The organism is Niallia sp. MER 6 (assembly GCF_023714395.1).
Classification (GTDB): domain Bacteria; phylum Bacillota; class Bacilli; order Bacillales; family Cytobacillaceae; genus Niallia.
In genome coordinates this window covers 43,043-62,709 of sequence record NZ_JAMAUK010000008.1, presented here as the reverse complement: position 1 = coordinate 62,709, position 19,667 = coordinate 43,043, and the positions used below count along the sequence as shown (strand labels likewise).

Annotated in this window: 21 protein-coding genes and 1 riboswitch; of the genes, 4 read left to right on the top strand and 17 right to left on the bottom strand. The window is 38.3% G+C overall.

Annotated features, from left to right (window positions below):
* Positions 1 to 72 precede the first annotated feature (72 nt).
* From prsW to M3600_RS12505, 8 genes are all read right to left on the bottom strand, one after another.
* Positions 73 to 747 carry a glutamic-type intramembrane protease PrsW gene (gene prsW, locus M3600_RS12540; RefSeq protein ID WP_251646259.1) on the bottom strand — a complete coding sequence of 225 codons (675 nt, stop codon included), beginning with the start codon at positions 745 to 747 and terminating at the stop codon, positions 73 to 75.
* A gap of 46 nt (positions 748 to 793) precedes the next feature.
* Positions 794 to 1,756: a YpdA family putative bacillithiol disulfide reductase gene (locus tag M3600_RS12535; RefSeq protein ID WP_233313337.1), complete on the bottom strand. Its 963-nt coding sequence runs from the start codon at positions 1,754 to 1,756 to the stop codon at positions 794 to 796.
* A 131-nt stretch (positions 1,757 to 1,887) separates the two neighbouring features.
* Positions 1,888 to 3,165 (bottom strand): Glu/Leu/Phe/Val family dehydrogenase, encoded by a 1,278-nt coding sequence (locus M3600_RS12530; RefSeq protein WP_233313336.1) that lies wholly within the window; start codon positions 3,163 to 3,165, stop codon positions 1,888 to 1,890.
* Positions 3,166 to 3,748: 583 nt separating this feature from the next.
* On the bottom strand, positions 3,749 to 4,333 hold the full coding sequence (locus M3600_RS12525; protein WP_233313335.1) for an adaptor protein MecA: 585 nt from the start codon (positions 4,331 to 4,333) through the stop codon (positions 3,749 to 3,751).
* A gap of 83 nt (positions 4,334 to 4,416) precedes the next feature.
* Positions 4,417 to 5,211 (bottom strand): metallophosphoesterase, encoded by a 795-nt coding sequence (locus tag M3600_RS12520; protein ID WP_251646257.1) that lies wholly within the window; start codon positions 5,209 to 5,211, stop codon positions 4,417 to 4,419.
* A gap of 496 nt (positions 5,212 to 5,707) precedes the next feature.
* Positions 5,708 to 6,499, bottom strand: coding sequence for an ABC transporter permease subunit (locus tag M3600_RS12515; protein WP_251646255.1), 792 nt, complete (start codon positions 6,497 to 6,499; stop codon positions 5,708 to 5,710).
* Complete coding sequence (locus M3600_RS12510; RefSeq protein WP_233313332.1) at positions 6,496 to 7,416, bottom strand: ABC transporter ATP-binding protein; 921 nt, start codon at positions 7,414 to 7,416, stop codon at positions 6,496 to 6,498. The genes M3600_RS12515 and M3600_RS12510 overlap by 4 nt, the downstream gene beginning before the upstream one ends.
* A 1,060-nt stretch (positions 7,417 to 8,476) precedes the next feature.
* A complete protein-coding gene (locus M3600_RS12505; protein ID WP_251646253.1) occupies positions 8,477 to 8,986 on the bottom strand; it encodes an ankyrin repeat domain-containing protein in 510 nt (169 codons plus the stop codon).
* Positions 8,987 to 9,348: 362 nt separating this feature from the next.
* Here M3600_RS12505 and M3600_RS12500 point away from each other — a divergent pair, with 362 nt between their 5' ends.
* Genes M3600_RS12500 through M3600_RS12490 form a run of 3 tightly spaced genes read left to right on the top strand, consistent with a single transcriptional unit; the run spans position 9,349 to position 10,425 of the window.
* Positions 9,349 to 9,573 carry a spore coat associated protein CotJA gene (locus tag M3600_RS12500; protein WP_233313330.1) on the top strand — a complete coding sequence of 75 codons (225 nt, stop codon included), beginning with the start codon at positions 9,349 to 9,351 and terminating at the stop codon, positions 9,571 to 9,573.
* The gene (locus tag M3600_RS12495; RefSeq protein ID WP_282581436.1) at positions 9,573 to 9,833 is read left to right on the top strand and encodes a spore coat protein CotJB; all 261 of its coding nucleotides are present in this window, start codon (positions 9,573 to 9,575) and stop codon (positions 9,831 to 9,833) included. Before M3600_RS12500 ends, M3600_RS12495 begins: the two co-directional genes overlap by 1 nt.
* Positions 9,834 to 9,855: 22 nt before the next feature.
* A complete protein-coding gene (locus M3600_RS12490) occupies positions 9,856 to 10,425 on the top strand; it encodes a manganese catalase family protein (RefSeq protein ID WP_233313328.1) in 570 nt (189 codons plus the stop codon).
* Positions 10,426 to 10,469: 44 nt separating this feature from the next.
* Here the strand turns inward: M3600_RS12490 and M3600_RS12485 are convergent, their stop codons facing one another.
* From M3600_RS12485 to M3600_RS12465, 5 genes are all read right to left on the bottom strand, one after another.
* Entirely contained in the window at positions 10,470 to 10,928 is a 459-nt protein-coding gene (locus tag M3600_RS12485) for a YpbF family protein (RefSeq protein WP_233313327.1), read from the bottom strand.
* Between the two features lie 66 nt (positions 10,929 to 10,994).
* Positions 10,995 to 11,855, bottom strand: a complete 861-nt coding sequence (locus M3600_RS12480; protein ID WP_251646251.1) for a LysM peptidoglycan-binding domain-containing protein — start codon at positions 11,853 to 11,855, stop codon at positions 10,995 to 10,997.
* A gap of 41 nt (positions 11,856 to 11,896) precedes the next feature.
* Positions 11,897 to 12,475: a CPBP family intramembrane glutamic endopeptidase gene (locus M3600_RS12475; protein WP_251646249.1), complete on the bottom strand. Its 579-nt coding sequence runs from the start codon at positions 12,473 to 12,475 to the stop codon at positions 11,897 to 11,899.
* Positions 12,468 to 13,979, bottom strand: a complete 1,512-nt coding sequence (locus tag M3600_RS12470; protein WP_311315905.1) for a RecQ family ATP-dependent DNA helicase — start codon at positions 13,977 to 13,979, stop codon at positions 12,468 to 12,470. Before M3600_RS12470 ends, M3600_RS12475 begins: the two co-directional genes overlap by 8 nt.
* Positions 13,976 to 15,031: a YpbB family protein gene (locus M3600_RS12465; RefSeq protein ID WP_251646247.1), complete on the bottom strand. Its 1,056-nt coding sequence runs from the start codon at positions 15,029 to 15,031 to the stop codon at positions 13,976 to 13,978. Before M3600_RS12465 ends, M3600_RS12470 begins: the two co-directional genes overlap by 4 nt.
* Positions 15,032 to 15,276: 245 nt before the next feature.
* Here M3600_RS12465 and M3600_RS12460 point away from each other — a divergent pair, with 245 nt between their 5' ends.
* Entirely contained in the window at positions 15,277 to 15,525 is a 249-nt protein-coding gene (locus tag M3600_RS12460; protein ID WP_233313323.1) for a ferredoxin, read from the top strand.
* Between the two features lie 44 nt (positions 15,526 to 15,569).
* Here M3600_RS12460 and M3600_RS12455 read toward each other — a convergent pair whose 3' ends face one another.
* The 4 genes from M3600_RS12455 to sigX all read right to left on the bottom strand — a co-directional run bounded on the left by M3600_RS12455 (position 15,570) and on the right by sigX (position 19,583).
* Positions 15,570 to 16,160 carry an ECF transporter S component gene (locus M3600_RS12455; RefSeq protein ID WP_251646245.1) on the bottom strand — a complete coding sequence of 197 codons (591 nt, stop codon included), beginning with the start codon at positions 16,158 to 16,160 and terminating at the stop codon, positions 15,570 to 15,572.
* A gap of 165 nt (positions 16,161 to 16,325) precedes the next feature.
* Positions 16,326 to 16,458: riboswitch (FMN riboswitch) on the bottom strand.
* A 218-nt stretch (positions 16,459 to 16,676) separates the two neighbouring features.
* Complete coding sequence (locus tag M3600_RS12450; protein ID WP_233313321.1) at positions 16,677 to 17,558, bottom strand: M23 family metallopeptidase; 882 nt, start codon at positions 17,556 to 17,558, stop codon at positions 16,677 to 16,679.
* A 287-nt stretch (positions 17,559 to 17,845) separates the two neighbouring features.
* Positions 17,846 to 19,039: a hypothetical protein gene (locus M3600_RS12445; RefSeq protein WP_233313320.1), complete on the bottom strand. Its 1,194-nt coding sequence runs from the start codon at positions 19,037 to 19,039 to the stop codon at positions 17,846 to 17,848.
* Complete coding sequence (gene sigX / locus M3600_RS12440) at positions 19,014 to 19,583, bottom strand: RNA polymerase sigma factor SigX (protein ID WP_325169552.1); 570 nt, start codon at positions 19,581 to 19,583, stop codon at positions 19,014 to 19,016. The genes M3600_RS12445 and sigX overlap by 26 nt, the downstream gene beginning before the upstream one ends.
* Positions 19,584 to 19,667: the final 84 nt, after the last annotated feature.

The window sequence follows — 19,667 nt, the reverse complement described above, 5'->3', positions numbered from 1 at the left end:
TTTTCTTTTCAAGGGATATATTCGCATATTTTAAGCTTTATAAAAGGCTAAAGACAGCCTTTCATGCGCGCTCTATAGGTTTGCATTCATATATTTGCTGACATGCTCCCGACTCAGCTCTCTTGCCATTTTAACTTTTCTCAAACCAAGCCACCAAAGAAACAGCATGAACGGCGTAATGAACAAAAGCCAATTTTTTTGAAACGTTAATATATAATCGTAAATCCCATGTAGGATGAACGGTACAATTAAGGAATAGAAGATCCATTTGCTTCTTGGCATAGTAAACTTCCCTTTACCAAGGTAATAGCCCATGATAACACCAAAAAGAGCATGGCTTGATACAGGCAGCAAGGCTCTTCCTAATGCATATTCCACACCATTTGCTACAAGATAAAGAATGTTTTCAACAGTCGCAAAGCCAAGTGATATGGACACTCCATAAATGATTCCATCATATGGTTCATCAAACTCAATATGCTGATACGCTGTAAAGAACAAAATAAACCATTTGAAAAACTCCTCTAAGAGGCTCGTTGTTACAAAGGAATTCAATAAATGAGATGGAACAGCTTCTTCGACGCGAAGAACATATTGGATAAACATGATTGGAAAAACAAGCAGAGCACCTGTTATAAATGCTCTAAACACTAGCGCTATCGGTTCTGATTCATATTGATCTTTTAAATAAAAATAACTTAAAAGCGCCAAGCCAGGTGCAATACCAGCGGATAGTATGGCTAACATTCGCTCTTTCCCTCTCCCTTTTTTGCCAGCGAACTTTTGCGGATTCTTATTTTCTTGCCGCTATCGCTTCAGCTATCTGGTCCCCATGGAACCTGCCATTTTCAATAAATATTTCGTTTGCATTATTGCCAGCTGCAATTACCCCGGCGATGAAAATTCCTTCCACATTCGTTTCCATAGTGTCCGGATTAAATACAGGCCTGCCAGAGTCTGCTTCGATTTCGACTCCCATCTTCTTAATAAATCCGTGATCAGGATGATATCCAGTCATCGCAAACACGAAATCATTCGCAATTTCCTTATTCTCACCTTGCTTCTTATACGTTAAGGTTTTTTCTTTAATTTCTACCACTTCTGAAGCAAATTCCATTTTTATAACACCGTTTCTGACAAGGGCTTCAAACTCTGGAAGAATCCACGGCTTAATGCTGCTTGAATATTCTGTGCCTCTGTACAATACCGTTACGCGGGCTCCTGCTTTCACCAATTCAATCGCAGCATCCACACTTGAGTTTTTTCCGCCGATTACTGTTACATCATGATTAAAATACGGGTGCGCTTCCTTAAAATAGTGGCTAACCTTAGGTAAATCCTCGCCTGGTACATTCATATAGTTCGGGTGGTCATAATACCCAGTTGCGACAATCACGTAATTGGCGCGGTATTCTCCCTTTGAGGTTTGCAATTTGAACAGGTTATTTTCCTTTGTTACATTCTGCACTTCTTCATATGCATGAATCCTTAAGTTTTTTCGTTTTGCTACTTCTCTATAATACACAAGCGCCTGATTTCGGTTTGGTTTATATTGTTCAGTAAGAAAGGCCACATCCCCAATTTCCAGCTTTTCGCTCGTGCTGAAAAAAGTCTGGTGAGTTGGATATCCATGTATCGCATTTACCACATTTCCCTTTTCAATGATAAGGGGGTTAATGTTGATTTTTTGCAAGGCGATAGCAGCAGCTAATCCACAAGGCCCAGCACCGATTATAATCGCTTGTTCTTCGTTCATGTTAATCTCTCCTAACTTCTATACAACTCTCATGCACAGCATGAGCAAAATATGTAAATACCTGAAAAAAAAATCTCCTATTTATAGCATAGGAGATTTTTGGTTATTATACAATAGTTTGTTATCCTAACTTAAATCCAGCCGCGGAATCTTGACGCTTCCGCCATTTTTCGAACACCGACCATATAAGCAGCCAATCTCATATCCACCCTGCGGATTTGTGCTGTTTCATAAATGTTCTCAAATGATTTGCTCATTACTTTTTCCAATTTTTCTTCAACTTCTTCCTCAGTCCAGTAGAAGCCTTGATTGTTCTGAACCCACTCAAAATAAGAAACTGTTACACCGCCGGCAGATGCTAATACATCCGGCACTAAAAGAATGCCTTTTTCCGTCAAGATTGTTGTAGCTTCAAGTGTTGTAGGCCCATTTGCCGCTTCTACCACAATGCTTGCTTTAATATTATGAGCATTTTTTTCAGTGATTTGGTTTTCAATTGCTGCAGGAACCAATATATCACAATCCAATTCCAAGAGCTCTTGGTTTGTAATCGTATTGTTAAATAAATTCGTTACCGTTCCGAAGCTGTCTCTTCTGTCGAGAAGATAGTCAATATCTAAACCATTTGGATCATGCAAAGCACCATATGCATCGGAAATTCCGATTACCTTAGCACCAGCATCATGCATAAATTTCGCTAAAAAGCTGCCTGCATTTCCAAAGCCTTGCACAACAACTCTTGCTCCTTTAATTTCGATGCCTTTTCTCTTGGCCGCTTCTCGGATGCAGATTGTCACACCTTTAGCAGTTGCCGTTTCCCTTCCATGTGAGCCTCCTAGTACGAGAGGCTTGCCTGTAATAAAGCCAGGAGAGTTGAACTCATCAATTCTGCTGTACTCGTCCATCATCCATGCCATTATTTGTGAGTTCGTGAAAACATCAGGTGCAGGAATATCCTTTGTCGGGCCGACAATCTGACTGATTGCTCTTACATAGCCTCTGCTCAATCTCTCCAGCTCTCTGAAGGACATGTCACGAGGATCGCAGACAATTCCACCTTTACCGCCGCCATATGGAAGATCAACAATTCCGCATTTTAGGCTCATCCAGATAGAAAGTGCCTTTACCTCTGTTTCTGTAACTTGAGGGTGGAATCTGATCCCTCCCTTTGTTGGGCCGACTGCATCATTATGCTGTGCCCGGTAGCCAGTGAATATTTTCACACTGCCATCGTCCATCCTTACAGGTATCTTCACTGTCATCATACGGATCGGTTCCTTCAGTAGTTCATACACCTCATCAGAATATCCTAGCTTATTCAATGCCTTATGAATGATCGTTTGTGTTGATTTTAAAACATCGTGTTGCTCTTCAACAATCTTTTTTTCATTAGACTTTTTGGCTACCATTTAATGAATCCTCCTAAAAAACTGCAAAGTTAAATTATCATTTTTAACGGTCAAAATTCTCATTAAAGACTAGCATTTCCTTTTTGTCTACATACATTTTAACTTACTTTAAAATTATAGTATGTACATTTCTCGAAGTACACTCAATAAAGAACTCATTGCTGCTAACTTTTTTTATAAATGGATCGTCTCTGTATCCGTTGCATAACCTTTTTTGGTATGCAGGACAGAGCCAATTAATCAAAATGACTTGCCACTGTGGAAAGATGTTTTATAGTATGCTCTCCTTTATAATATATTCAAAAAGATACAACTTTGTCCTTATCTTTCACACTATTTTGGCATATTCTTTTCTTTTTACTAAATAGAGATTGCTTGACACACCTATAAAGAATTAAGATATAATTCTTTATCATTATCTTATCATTTTTCCTCGAAATTACCAATGATGAAGTTAACTGATTTTGATTTTTTTACGTGTAAATTTAAGGCCGCGAAAATACAAAAAAGCTCTTTACTGGCAAAATGCGGCCAAAAAAGAGCTTGAGGGAAAAAACCGAGTAAAAAGCATTATATTTTGTCTTCATTTAAAATATTGGTTGATCATCTCAATCGCGTTTTTCTTTTGGATTGTACACCCGTATTCCTCAATCATGTGGATGCTCTTGATGCTTGCTTCACCGAATTCACTTAAGATTGCTGCTGCCTGTGCTTCCTTGACAGCCTGAATATCAGGAAAATACAAGTAATATTTGCCATCAGCGCTCGAGAATGTTCCGCCGGAAAATCCTGCTTGAAAAAGCACCTTACATGCTTGAATGGCATCTTCAAGATCAGAGAACTCATATAATATATCAACAGTTTCTTCAACAGTAACCTGCATCTCCAAAAACCCTTCTGCCAACAGTTCCTCATCTTGGAATTCTTCCTCGTTCATCGTCAAGATCATGACCATTCCTTGTGCCTTCATCGAGAAAATCTCCACCGCAACAGAACCATGTATTTCCAAATCAAACATATCATTAGCTTCTTCGAGCATTTCATGAAAAAAATATTGCCATTTTATCGAGTCTTTCCATATATCATCTTTCGTCAGTCCACGTTCATACAGATCATCAAATGTCAGGTATATCTTTATTCTATTATGATTCAATCGTTCTAAGCGCATGACAATGCCTCCTGCTTCTATCTGAAAAAACTCTTACTGTAGCGTATGAATGAAGCAGGAAAACGGTGATTTGTCTGTATTATTTAGATTCGTTTATCTTTAGTATGCTGGATTTTAATAATATGCGTTTCCGGTTTGGCTCCAAGCCTTAACGGTATGGAGGTTGTGCCGTATCCATTGCTGACTAGAATAGTCGTTTTCCCAATGACCTTCGTAGTTCCTTTCTCATATGGACCGAACCCTAATATCCGAATTTGTCCACCGTGAGTATGACCGCTCAGCACTAAAGTCACTCCATCATCGTCCGTTAAATCTTCCATTACTTTCGGATTATGACTGACAAGTATTTTGAAATCAGATTTCTTGATGCCTTGTAAAGCCATTTCTAAATCATCGTGTTCTAAGGAACGGTCTTCAATCCCAGCTAAATGCCATTTTTGTTTTTTCGGAGATGTAAAGGAAACCGATCTATTATCAAGAACCGTTACATTCTCTTCAGCAAAAAGCTCCTTCAGCTTTTCTATATCTGCTTCATAGTCATTATTTCCCCATACGAAAAAAACGGGGCCAATTTCTTTAAGCTTTCTGAGATTACTGCGGACCGTATCAAACTGGACGCCCTTTTCAAGTAAATCTCCGCCAATAATAACAAGCTCTGCAATTCCCTTTGCTTCCTCCACAATGGCAGGAGATACTTCCCTTCTATGTATATCAGAAATGAAAAATATCGTAATTTCCTTGAATGTCATTGGAAAATTAGGAAAGTAAAACATCTCATATTTCATGTTATCCTCCATTGCATTCTTATGCATCTTTACAATCAATGCTATTCCTGCAAGGATCATCAGGATGACTGCCACAACAACCAACACAAGCATACCCTTCCCCCCCTTTTTTTAGTCTATTGAATTATTGTATAATGTTCACTTTGTTTTTACCAATAAATCGACAGCTTGTTTTAAGCGAAGTCCTCAAATTAACAAGGCATTTTACGTGTTCCTTCTACTATAATTGTCTTTTCATGAAAAAATTTACATTTTCAGTTTTCATAAACGAAAACAGGGAGGCTTAGGACCTCCCTTTCCAATTTGGTAAACCTTGATTTTATATTACTTCTTGGGTATGAGGATTAATGTTAATACTTCGCCTCCCTTTGAACAGTTTGGATTACCTTACCTTCACCGTTGCTTACCGCTAGCAATGTTTCAATAATTTGATTTGTAATTTAGGTATAAAATTGGATATATCTGAGTTCTTATGCTCCAATATTATTTTTTTGCGTAAACTCCGTTACTCCGCTTCCCATTGCATCATGGCTGCTTTGACAAATTTGGGCTGACGCTGCTTAATTTGAAATGCCTCTTATCTAACCATCTATTTTAAAATAGATTCATAGCTAAATTTCTCCTTCGAGCCATTCATAAGAATTGCCGCAAGCAATGCCAACACAACTCCTAAAGCTAATAAAATCCAGATACTTACAAGCAGTAATCCTGAAAATTGTCCAACCACAAGGAGTATCACCGGCAGGACTAGGAAGACTGTGCGCTGCTGGGCTTCCTCCACAGTCTGTGCTTTCGCAGATGCGCGTACAATTAGCGTAATGGCAATCAAAGAGATGGCCGGAGATATAAGCAGCATGATAATCATCCAACTAATGTCAGGCAATATAATGGCGCCTGTCGTTAAAACTATTTCAATTTCCATGACAAGAATCATTGCGAAGAATGATGTAAACGAGACAATCATGCTCATCAAAAAGGAAGCAAGTATTTTTGATTGGAATATTTGCCGCAATGATAGCGGGCAATAAAGTAACGTTTCCAGTGTGCGATTTGCTTTCTCCCCGACAATGGAACTTGCCGCCATTACAGAAGAAGCCATTATTGGAATGATTAAAAAGAATACAGGCATAATGTTGTTCAGCACAAGCTTTATTATATTCTGATTGAAGTTGCCTGCCTGTTCCGCAAGGGGAAGCATCTCTAACAGCTTTTGAAATTCAGCTGTTTCTTCTGGCACAAAGTGTATGACTAGGATAAATATCGAGGGTAGGATGACTGTCAATACCAGCGGTACAATCAACATAACGGAAAACATTTGCTTGTTACTTGTGATTCCTCGTAAATCCTTTTTTATGATGGCTCTTTGCATTGCGTTGATCATTTAATGGTCTCCTTCTGCTTTTCTTTTTCAATTAAATTGAAATAGATATCCTCCAGCGAAGGACGCTTCATTGACACATGGTAAACATCGCCACCTTCTTCTACGATGCTAGAGACAATATGGGGGATTTCCTCTTCCGTTTGAATATCCATTTCAAAATTCCGTTCTCCTATTTTTCGATATGACAGACTGCCGGGTAGCTTGCTGGCTTTTATCTTGACTTTCATTCCGGAAATAACCTTGGAACGAAGCTGCTCAAGACTTCCAGATGCGAGTAAAGTTCCCTGATTCATCAATCCAAATGAGGTGCAAACCTCCTGCGCATAGCGCAATTGATGGGTACATAAGAATATGGTCATTCCTTTGTCACGTGCAAGACTTTGGATCAGTTTGTTGACACTTTGGGCACTTTCAGGATCAAGCCCGGAGGTAGGTTCATCTAAAAACAGGACTTTGGGTTGATGAATCAACGCACGAGCAAGGGAGAGCCGTTGGCGCATACCTGTAGAATAGGTGGTTAGTTTTTTATCTTTCGCATCCGAGAGATTCAACTTTTCTAATAGAGATTCAGCGTGTCTTTCACTCTGGCCAGAACTTTTGCCGAATGCAGAGGCATAAAAAATGAGGTTTTGAATCCCTGTCAAATTGTCATACATCTGCGCATGTTCCGTCACAACACCGGATAGACCATGCACTTTTTCTGGATTTAGAGTCGGATCAATTCCTAACACCCGGCAGCTTCCCGCAGAAGGTGTGAGCATGCCATTCAAAACTTTGATAGTAGTGGTTTTTCCGGCACCATTCGGGCCTAAAAATCCAAAAACTTCACCTTGCTCAAGAGTGATGCTTATATTATCCACCGCCTTTTTACCCCCGGGATATATTTTTGACATATGATCTATAACAACTGCTTTCATTATCAAACCTCCTTATTTTCAATCAAAGTACTATGCTCTTAACCGTTGGTCAGATTCTTCCGGAGATTAATCCTGGGGTAGCGCTGTCTCCATTTTGATTTTTGTTTTTAGCCAGCTATCAATAAGAGCAAAAAATCATCTCCGTGAAGATGCAAAAGATAAATGATACAAAACCAACTCAGTGTAATTCTCTGATAACTCTAATACTTATCCCATTCACTTCAGCGTTATATTGTCCTTGCACTGCGGATATATAATAACTTGCGGTTCTCTTGCATTCATTCACCACTCCTGAAGGCGTTCCCATCATGGAATATATTAGAGAAAGCAAAGCCTTCTCCCGAATGCCCTTTAACGTTCATAGAGGAAGTAACCACGGATTTTCCCGAACTTTCCTTACCATCTAAATCTTGATAACGTACAAAGCTTGTTTAACCCCTAGAACACCCGATGTTAAATAATGGGAATATTCTCTTATCCATTCACTGTCTAACTGTTCAAAAGCAGAATCTGACTCAGCTGCTTGCTTATAATAGAAATTATACCCCTCTGCCTCTTCTATCCCCTGCCACCTCTAGCTCTCCATTTGTGTTTAGCACAACTACATTCTCGTTCGAATAATTACTGATAGATGAAATGCTAGAATTAGTTTCAGCTGCATTTGTAGGTATTGCACCAGCCTATATAATAACAATGGGTGATACTAAAGCAATAGCGATTGCCTAGAATGCTTTTCTTTTTCCCTTCTAATTTTTTAGAAATTTTAAATACCCCTTAGAAAGTCAACATTGATTTAAAGCGTTTCCAATAAGTTGTGGCGGAAAAATAATTCTCAATACAAATATAACAAGTAAAAGAATAATTTTCTGCAGGACTTTTACTCTAATCTCTGAAAATGGTATTATCAGCATCCTTTTATCGTAATAGTATAGAGGTCATGAGAATTTCACTTTCAAAAACGCAAGCAGATTTTAATCATGTCTAGTCTATCTTACATTGTAAAATCCCTTCGCTTCACTAATGGAAATGAAAAACTCTCCAGTAGCGGAGAGTTTTTTATTTATTCTATTTCATCTATCTTCTGCTTTAAATATTTAGCGATTTCTGTTTGCCCAAATTGTCTAGCATATTCATATGCATCCATATTCTTAATATTCTCTCCTATATATCTAATTGAAATATCTATTCCCTTTTCAACTAGAAACTCAGCTACATCTTTATGCCCGCCATAAATTGCTCCAAATAACGGATTTCTGTTTGCCAAGCTCACATCTATTTCTGCACCATGCTCTATTAAATACTTCACTATTTTCAAATGCCCAGCTCCTGCTGCCAAATTTAATGAAGAAGCATCAAAGATACCACCTTTTGTATTAACATCGATTCCTTTTTGAACTAGATACTCTACTATTTCAAAATGTCCTTTCTTTGCTGCAACATGTAACCAGGTACCAAATGATGTCATTAAGTGTAAAGATTCTGGATTATCATCTATTAAATGCTTTACTTCATTAATATCACCAATCTTTATAGCATTTCTTATCGTTTTATTTACAATTTTTTTATCCATAATATTAGCCCTTCTGTATTTTCTAATATCTTGTACTAGCTATGCACCTTAATCTTCAAGTCCTTCAACTATATCATCAAAGTCATGCCCATTTCTCCAATAGTCCTTAACCGTTTCACTATTTCCTCTAAAGCATCAAGACTCTGTTGTCCTACTTGGGCATTTGGTGCCAAGACAAGATTTCCTTCCCTATAAATGTTTTAACTTTCTATATACTTTATAGTAATAGCACCCATTAATCAAAAACCAAATACTATTAGCAATCCGCATCAAGTTACTTCTTCGGTCAAAAAACATTAGAATGATTTTGCAAATCATTCATATTATTGTAAAGATATGAAAATAAAGGAGGGCTTTTTGTTATGAGTCAGTTTTATAAAAAATACCACCCTTATATAAGCCCTAATGATCCTTGCCCGCCATTGAAAACAAAAGTATATTCCACCCCGCCCAATTTATATATGGGCTTTCAGCCGCCCCATTTGCCGCAATTTTCACCAATGGAAGCACTCAAAGCAGGAACATTATGGAAAGCTTTTTATGACCCTTATTATAGTCCTTATGAAAAAAGAGAAGGTGATGCATGATGAAACAGCTGCCTGCAGAATATTATCAGCTTCTTGAACAGCTGCAAGCTGTTGACTTCGTACTGGTCGAATTAACACTTTATCTTGATACACATCCGAATGATCAAGATGCAATCAATCAATTTAATCATTATGTTAAAGAAAGAGAAAAGTTTAAACAGCTATATGAAAGCAGGTATGGTCCACTTCTGCAATTCGGAAACAGCTATTCAGGCAGTCCATGGGATTGGGACACAGGGCCATGGCCTTGGCAAGTATAAAAATGATTGAGGGGGCATTGATATGTGGCTTTATGAAAAGAAATTGCAGTATCCTGTTAAGGTCAGCACCTGTAATCCCATGCTGGCTAAATTTCTGATAGAGCAATACGGCGGCGCAGACGGGGAACTGGCTGCAGCACTGCGCTATTTAAATCAGCGTTATACGATACCTGATAAAGTGATTGGCCTTTTAACAGATATCGGCACAGAGGAATTTGCTCATTTAGAAATGATTGCAACAATGATCTATAAATTAACTAAAGATGCAACTCCAGACCAACTAAAAGCTGCCGGCCTCGATGCGCATTATGTCACACATGAAAAAGCGTTATTTTATCATGATGCTGCAGGTAATCCGTGGACTGCTACATATATCCAGGCTAAAGGTGACCCGATTGCGGATTTATATGAGGATATTGCTGCTGAGGAAAAGGCGCGGGCGACCTATCAATGGATTATTAACATGAGTGATGATCCTGACTTAAATGATAGCCTGCGGTTTTTGCGGGAAAGAGAAATTATTCATTCCCAGCGGTTTAGAGAAGCGGTTGAAATTATTAAAGAAGACAGAGATCGAAAGAAAGTATTTTAGAATATGCAAAAAGAGACTAAAGTACAGTATTTTAGTCTCTTTCTCTACTTTGTTTCATGGAAAAGATTAATGTCATACTCCTGTTTCATCATATAAAAAACATGGTGACGGCCCTTCCACTCTTCTTCCTTCTTCCAAAGATCTTTAGCTTTATCGATAATCTCACAACGGAGCTCATGATATTCCTTCTCTGCTTTATCCTTTTTTTGTTTAAGAACATTCATAAATCCGAAGGAACCAACAATCATGGCCAGTGCATAGAGATTAAATGTTTTAGCGATAAAAATAGAAAACATGATGGCAAAGGAATGGGAGAACGGAACGGCAATATGTTTATACAGCCAGTAAGCGTAAAAAAATCCAAAAATAATTGTCAGCCACATAACAAATAAATGCCTTGTTTTTATCATGTCAAATTTACGTTTTTTATCCACTAGCTTTTGCAGCATTTCCTTTGTCGTTTCATCTGTATTGCTGTCAAGATTTAATATCGACGATTCCATATGCCAATCCTCCTTCCCTTTCACTATATGAAAGGAAAGGACAAGTTAGAATCAATTATTTAGCGGTTATTGTGGAATTTTTAATACTTGCCCAGCCAGTACATTATCACTTGTAAGCTGGTTTGCTTGCTTAATGATCTCTATTCCAGTTTTAGAGTTATAATATTTCATCGCTATTCTGTATAGTGTTTCATTAGCTGCTACAGTATGATAGATAACCGATTGTTGGGAGGCTGCTTCTGCATTTTCTGTTTCTGTTTTTTCAACTGGTTCCTGCTTTTCCACCTCAGAAGCAGCTGCCTTTTCCGCTTGGCTGTCTGCTGTGGTTTTTTCCTGTTCTGCTGCTGTTTCTTGTTTCTTTGCAGCCTCTTCTTTCTGTTGTGCTGTTTCTTGTTTCTTTGCAGCCTCTTCTTTCTGTTGTGCTGTTTCTTGTTTCTTTGCAGCCTCTTCTTTCTGTTGTGCTGTTTCTTTCTGCTTGGCTACTTCTTTTTCTTCCTGCTCAGCGCTGGATGCTTGTTCTTTTGCGGTTTCATCAGGCTTTTCTTCTGCTTCACTGTCTTCTTTTTCTACTGTTACATTACCAGTTGCAGAACTGCTGCCCTTTTGTTCAACACCTATCTGCTCGAATTGATTGGAAGAGCTGTTCACTGGAAGCACTGTGTCAACTGAATAGCGGTTTATCATTTCATGTATGCCGAGCAATAGTACAGGCAGGGCAATAAAAGAAATAGCAAGAATCGTCATGCCTGTATACTTTTGGTTTTTCTTTTTCTTTTTTTTCTTTTTATGATGAACAGCTCTGCGCGACGGCAGTTCTTCTGTTACTCTGCTTGGAATCGGTTGAGCTGGCTTTTCACTTTCTTCCAACCGAGAAAGCCGTTTTTTCTGCCGTTCTGCTTGAACTCTGTAAGGATCTTCTCTTGTCATGAACATCCCTTCCCCCTAAACATATTTCAAACGTAATAATATTAGTCAAAAACCTTATATCTAATCAGCAAACCAAGGAAAAAGTCGATTGTAAAATGCATGATAATGGTCGCCAGTAAACTTCCTGTCCACATATATAAAAACCCAATTAAAAGACTTATAAAGATGATGTTTACAAATAAAAACCAATTAAATAAATATCGGTAGTGGATGACTGCAAAGATAATGCTTGCTGCCAATAATCCTAAATTTGTTTGAAGGATACCGCGAAACAATATTTCTTCACTGATACTAATCACGGCAGCGATTATGGCGATATGAGCTGGATGCATATTTTGAAATATTCGTTTGTTTAGTCCGCCGTCATCATGATACTTTTCAGGTAGATATCTCATAAATCTCATATCGAGGCCAACAACCGCCGCACCTAAGGCAAAGCCGATTAAAATATGGTTCCAATTAAAGAGGCTTAAAGAAGTAAATAGATCCTCTATCTGGAATACGAATATACCTAAGCCTGCAGAAATAATTAATAATATAAATTGTGTTATATATAAGTGCTTTATAAGCTCTTTATCAGACAAAGTATTTAACAGCTGGGAATATTTTTGTTTATTCATCGGCTTTTTCTCTTCTCTTATTTAGAATAAAAGCAAGCTGTCTTTTCCAGCCATCACCAACAAGCTCTGCCTTATCATTAATAGGCTGACCCGCATAAAACCTCTCCATATTCAAACCGCAATTATCACAGCATACGGAATTAATTGGTGCTTCTTTTTCCTGGAAATAGCTCGTCAAATAGGATCTGCGGCATTGCTTTAATAATACCCATGCAAGCATATCGTGTATGCTTTGTTTTTTAACAGCAAGCCTGTTCTTGCAAAATTCACTAAAATGGTTAAGCTTTGCTTCTATTTGCTTGCAGGTTTTTCCTTCTGGCTGAACATAGGCAGTTAGCACTCGCCATTGAGTTTCAGTGAATTGCTCCATTATCCAAGCCAGCTCTTTTTCAGCCCAATCTTCATATGTAGTATATGGAAGCAGAGACCTTCGCAGTTGATTTAACTGCAGCTCATTCGGCAGCTCCATTTCCGTGAGCTGATAAGCAAGCGTTTCGTCACCTGGCACATATAAGAGGATAGAAATACTGTTTTGACGGTCTCTGCCAGCCCTGCCGATTTCCTGTAAAAAAGACTCTACTTGTGTTGGGAAATGATAATGAATAACATAACGGATGTTCTCCTTATTAACTCCCATGCCGAATGCACTTGTTGCACAAACGATATCAAGCTGGCCATTCAAGAACTGTTGCTGAATCAAGATGCGATCCTCTTGGGACATGCCGCCATGATAGGCATTTATTCTTTTACCCGAGTTTTGCTTAAGTTCTGCAGCGGTTTGCTCTGCCAGCTTTTTGCTTGAAAAATAAATGATGCCAGGTCCTTGCAGTGTGTTTGTCAGTTCTTCAAGCCTTTTCCTTTTTTCTATCCCACTCGATAAAATTTCTGCTGTTAAGGCAATATTGGGTCTGTCGACACTGTAAATGACTTGTTCAACAAATTCTAGAGCTAATGATGATATAATATCTTTTCGGATGGCGGGAGTGGCTGTTGCTGTAAGTGCCAATGTTAATGGATTTCCCAACTCCTTGCGCACTATCCCTAAATTTTGGTACTCTGGTCTGAAATCATAGCCCCATTGGGAAATACAATGAGCTTCATCGACAACAAATAAACCAATTTCCAGTTTTTTCAAAACATTCAATATATAGGTTGTTCCAATCATTTCTGGGGAAATAAACACGAATTTATACTTGCGTATATTTTTAATTACGTCATTTCGCTCTTGCCAGTTTAAAAAGGAATTAATGGCAACAGCACTTTTTTCGCCATTCATTTTCATTTGTTCGACTTGATCTTGCATGAGTGACAGTAATGGCGAAATGATGATGACCGTCCCTTTCAGAAGTTTCCCAGGCAGCTGATACACCAATGATTTCCCTGTTCCAGTCGGCAGCATTGCCAATGTATGACGATTCTCCATTAATGCTGAGATTGCTTCCTTTTGTCCTGGGCGGAAAGAGGGCAGCGAAAATAATTTCATTAGGTTTTTTTCTAAATTCAATTTATGCCTCCCCCTAACTTCGCAAGAACGATTCTTATTTCAAAATATGACACTTCAGGAAGCTGTTGTTTGATTTGCTTCAACGACTTGGAAGCAGTAACTTCTGCGATTTTTTTTATTTTAGCTATTTTGTCGAGACTAACATATTCTTCAATCGAAAAATCAGGGATATTCAACACGAGTTCTGCGATATGATCTTCAATTGTACTCATCTTCAAACGTCGCATTGTACTTATTTCGTCAAGGCTTAAGCCTTTTTGAATATATTCATATGTCGCTTTGGTTGAATTAGTCAAAATATATGCAGTATTATCATCCATCACCATTTGTCTTAAAAATGGGAATTTTTCTTTAGCACTGAGAATTTTCTTCAGCATAAAGTGAAGCAATGACAGAAAGTAAAGCTCATAATAACTTCTGTCTATCCCAAAACTAGCTGCCGCTTGCTCTGGAGTTAGCCCAATATGCTCTGACCCTGTTAACCTGCACACAAGGTATTCAGGTAACACTGCTTCATCATCGAGGCAATCAGCCAATTCTTGGTAAAGCTGTTCATTCAGTGATTGTCTGTCGCCAGCATAATTCTGCAATGCTTGCTTCATCCACGCCTGTACTACGATATTTCGCTGAATTGGCATATAGCGATTATCGCCTTTGGAAAGATGGGAGGCAACTTGAACAGAAAGTGCCAGCCGCTCCCAAAATCCTACAGCAATTCGGTGATATTTCCAGCCATTTAAATGGGTAGGAATAGGGTATTCTATAAGTAAACGCGCAAACTCATCTTCTTGTTTCGGATTGATGTCATAATGCTGAAATGTTTTTCCTTCAGCAGTCCATTTCTGCTCTTTTAAAGCAGAAATAATCCTGTCGAACTCTGCTCTTGATAAATTCGGGTATGTTTGAAAAAAAGGCATAAGTTCAAAAATATGGATATCCTGTATCGTTTGCGCTGATTTTTTGCCGTTTAGGATATGAAGGACAGAGTAGATAGTTCTTTCTCCCTTTATTCTTTGTAAACAATATAACACGATTACCTCAATAAAGGTCATATACGAAAACTCCTTAAAATAATGGTTCATGTCGAATTATGTACTTTCTTGCTTTATATTTTACCACGAAAACTGTACTTGGAGCTAAACTTGAATCATTAATGCGAGGTTTATTCCTTTATATTGGTCTTTTTTATTGAAAAGTTATACATTCAGTTTTACAATAAAGGATGGATAGTAAAGATGTATCATTATTTATAAATGCATATTACTTAACAAAAGAATACTGGAGGTTTTTACGACTCATGGCAAAATATACGATTGTTGATAAAGATACATGTATTGCTTGCGGTGCATGTGGAGCTGCAGCTCCTGATATCTATGATTATGATGATGAAGGCTTGGCATTTGTAATGCTTGACGATAACGAAGGAACTGTAGAAGTTCCAGAAGTATTGCTTGACGATATGCTTGATGCATTTGAAGGCTGCCCAACAGATTCCATTAAAGTGGCAGATGAGCCGTTTGAAGGCGACGCATTAAAATTCGAATAATAAAAAAAGCAAAAAGAGTTTTTCTCTTTTTGCTTTTTTTATTATTATGCTACCTTACGATATTGAGCTTGCTTTGTGATCCAGCCTTTCATTTTCGTAAAAACAAGCAGGAACAAGGCTGAAACGATAGCGCCTTTAATAAGGTTAAACGGCAGGATTAAGGAAATTACATATGCACGCATTTCGGCAGATGTCATTGAGTCCCATCCGATAAACTTAATATAAACTGGCAATAGTACAAAATAATTGAAGAAGCTAAGGGCTATACTCATCACAAGGGCACTTGAGATAAGGCCGAGCACCATTCCCAATTTTGATTTCAATTTATTGTAGATGAAATAGGCAGGCAGGATAAATGCAACTCCAGCAATGAAGTTTGCTAAATTTCCTACAGGTATTCCAATCTCACTGTTATGGACAATATAATCCAGAAGGTTTTTTATCAACTCTACCAATATACCTGCAACTGGACCAAGAATTAACGCTGTTACCAATGCTGGCAAATCACTGAAATCCAATGTCAAAAATGGAGGAAACGTTGGAAGCGGGAACTTGATAAACATAAGCACAAAAGCCATGCTGCTCATCATTCCAATCAAGACAAATTTCCTTACATTCATTTTCTTTTTATTCATTTCTTACTCTCTCCTTTTAGGATCCATCTGCCTAAGAAGAGAGATTCAGCAATTTTGTTAAGGCACGCCAAATAAAAACCTCAAGCTAACATGAGCTTGAGGGAGTGTTTAAAGGCATACTTAACAAACGTTCTAACTAATAATTTTTTCGAACGATTGCAGAACCTCCATCTTCTCCCATCCAGACTTTACTGTCGGTTTTGGATTTTCACCAAATCAGCCTAACGAATAGGCTCGCGGACTTAGAGCAATACTCCTCACCGCCGGTCGGGAATTACACCCTGCCCCGAAGATAGATCAATATTTTATTTTTTTTACTAATTTATATTATACATAAGAATGGCTGTTATGGGAAGAACATTGCTTATAATAAAAGCGGGAAGTTTTATCGGAATTAAAAGGAGATTTTCGAACTGGGGCAACTCACAAAGAAAGAAACATACTGGGAACTTTGTTTATTGCCCATTCTCACTTAGTGATACTACTTTTATGTAAGTCAAACCTTTAAGGAATACATTATTCATAATAGATGTTCACATTAGGTGTGATGCCGCTATTTTTATCTTCCTGCTCCTTTAATTGCTTAAATTGAAGCAGACTCATGCTTTCAGGGGGAAGCAAGGCAGGTTGTTCACCTAATATTGCGCTTATTTCGTTTTCTTTTATGTAATAGATTGCTTTTTTATATGGAACTTGCCCAAGAGTTGGGTTATAGCCTACCGGCTCTTCTACCGTTATTTCCAAAGTTTCTGGTTTTACCTCTGCCTGTTTTTCGGCTTTTGCCTTTTCCTTTTTATTTTCTTTCGTGGTTACTTCTTTTTTTACAGGTTTGCTTTTTGCTTCAGCAGCTTCCTGTCTCGCTGGTTTCGCTGCTGCTTCGACTGTCTGTCCCACTTCTGCCTCTCCTAATGCCAATATCGGGTTTATCGCATTTTCCTTTGTTACCGTCCATTCTTTTTCGTGAATCTCAAAATGCAGGTGGACGCCAGAGGAATGGCCAGTATTGCCCATCTTCCCAATAAGGTCGCCCATTTCAACCTTTTGTCCTTCCTTCACTACTCGTTCATTTAAATGGGCATAAACGGTTTCTAAGCCATTAGTATGCTTAATAAAAATTACATTCCCGTAGGATTGGGAATAATAAGACTTTGTGACATTGCCGCTGTCTACAGCAAATACAGCAGCTCCAAGGTCACCTGCAATATCAATTCCTTTATGATCTCCATGTCTTGTATTAAATGTATCTGAAATCATGCCTTCACTCGGCCAAGTCCACCCTTTGGTGCGTTCAGACAGTGAAGGTGATTTAGCTTCTGAATGCTTGCCTCCTAAAAATAACAAGCTGACAAACAGAAGCATTATTGCAGCTATGAGCAGCCGTCTGATATAGTCTCCCATTGTATCCTCCTTTTTTTCCTAACACGAAAATAACCTGCAACAAATATTTGTTGAGAGAAAAAAGAAAATTGAAAAGTTCCTCTTTCACCATATGAGTACATGTTTCGTTATAGAACTGATCAGTCCACCTAGATGAAAGTGACAACCATTAGCATAAGAGCATTTGCCTAGTCTCCTAAAAGCTATGAAACAAATGTTAGTATGGGATATGTTCTCTTAATTCATGCATTCTTTTTCACCGTCTGACAAAAACAACTAAAAAAAGCTCCAGCTAAGCTGGAACTTTTTTAATTCATTTCTCGTTTATTTGCCGCTACAGGAACTGGGATTTCATCAGTAAATACAAATCTTCCAATTTGATTAATCCCAGCGTTTTCAAATCTCACTGTTTTAAATTGGAAATCCTTAGCGGTCAGCAAGATCGATTCTATAGCTCTAAGTGTAGCTTTATCCGCATGTAGGACGCTGTCTTTTGTTAAATACAGCTCCAATTCACTTGTTTCTATATTTGGAACTATCTTCTCGAAACGGATATTGTCAGGGATTGATGCAGACAGACCATATTCCGGCATATCCTTTTGCATATTGATAAGTGCGGTCTCAATATCATGATACGGTGTCTCCCAAGGAACATACAGGGCATTTTCAGCCTCGACTGAATCTGTTAAGAGATAGTACCCTCTGTTTTCAAGCTGCTGATAATATATCTCCGTCAAATCTCTGTCACCAACTAATACTCCCTTTTGACCCTTTCTCCTGAATTCCATTTTATCGGCACCGACACTTTCCAGCTGCTGATAAACAATAGAGTTTAAGAAGTCATCTGAACCGATTGCTCCAAGGGATGTGACATCATCTGCGAAGTCAATAATAACTGTCTTATTGCTCATGTCATAACTGACTGTCCCATCAAATGGGTAATAGTTATCAAGGCCCCAGCTTGTTTCCTCAATGGCAGACATGTATTTTTTATACAGGTCAAATTTAGATAAGCTGTCCGGATTTTCAACAAGAATGCTGACAGGCACTGCCACCTGCAGATTCTTATCAGGAATAGGGTATGTGAGCAGCTCTTTGTCTCCTACTTCTTCTGCATACAAAGCTGTTGTTTGTAATTCAACATCTGCCTGTCGATTCTCGACTTCTCCTGACTGCTCTTTCATTTGGAACGAAGATGAGTTTTCTGTGCTTTGGCTGTCTTCATTAATTGCTATATATTTGCTGTTTTCGGATGAAGATGAATCACTTAAATTATAATTGCCGTTATTTGACCGAAAGAAGCTTTCTCCTATAACAATAAGAAGCATGAAAGCAAATACAGAAGCGACTGCTGGCATGAGCCAAGGACGGCGAATCCGTTGTTTAGACTTGCCGGCCGCAATATTTTGATAAATGCTCTTTGGGTCCCGTTCATCCTTAATGGCCGGGAATTGCCTCAACAGGCTTTTTAGCTGCTCATCGCTCCAATTGTTTTTTTCCATTGTATTCCTCCTCTCTCGTCCATTCCTCCATATGTTTTTTTAGTGCTTTTAAAGCGCGGTGCTGTGTTGTCTTTACCTTACTTTCTGTCCAGCCGAGTGTTTCTGCCGTCTCTGCAATGGACCGTTCCTGAATATAGCGAAGAATAATGACCATCTTTTGGTCCACTGTACATACCTTTAACGCTTGATATAAATATTGCACTTCTTCAGATAGTATAGCCACTTCCTCTGGCAGAGAATCATCAGCTTTGATTTGCTGTTTAGACCAATCAAACTTCTCCATGATTCTGTCCTTCCAGTTTTTATTTTTACGAAAATGGTCGATCGCTACATTCCGTGCAATACTGAACAGCCACGTTTTTTCTGCACTTTTCCCTTCGAAACGGTCATAGGATTTCAATACGCGAATATATACTTCCTGCACTAAATCTTCTGCCGTCTCTTTATGGCTGACCATATAAAATAGAAATTGAAAAACGTCATGATGATATTTTTTATATAGTTCATCAAAAACGGAGTCCATCAGTTTCTCCTCCCCGTTTATAAAATTAGTCGTATTGTTTTCCACAATAGTTACGGATTTTTTTCTTCTACAATAATTTTTTATGTAATTATTAAGATTAATCGT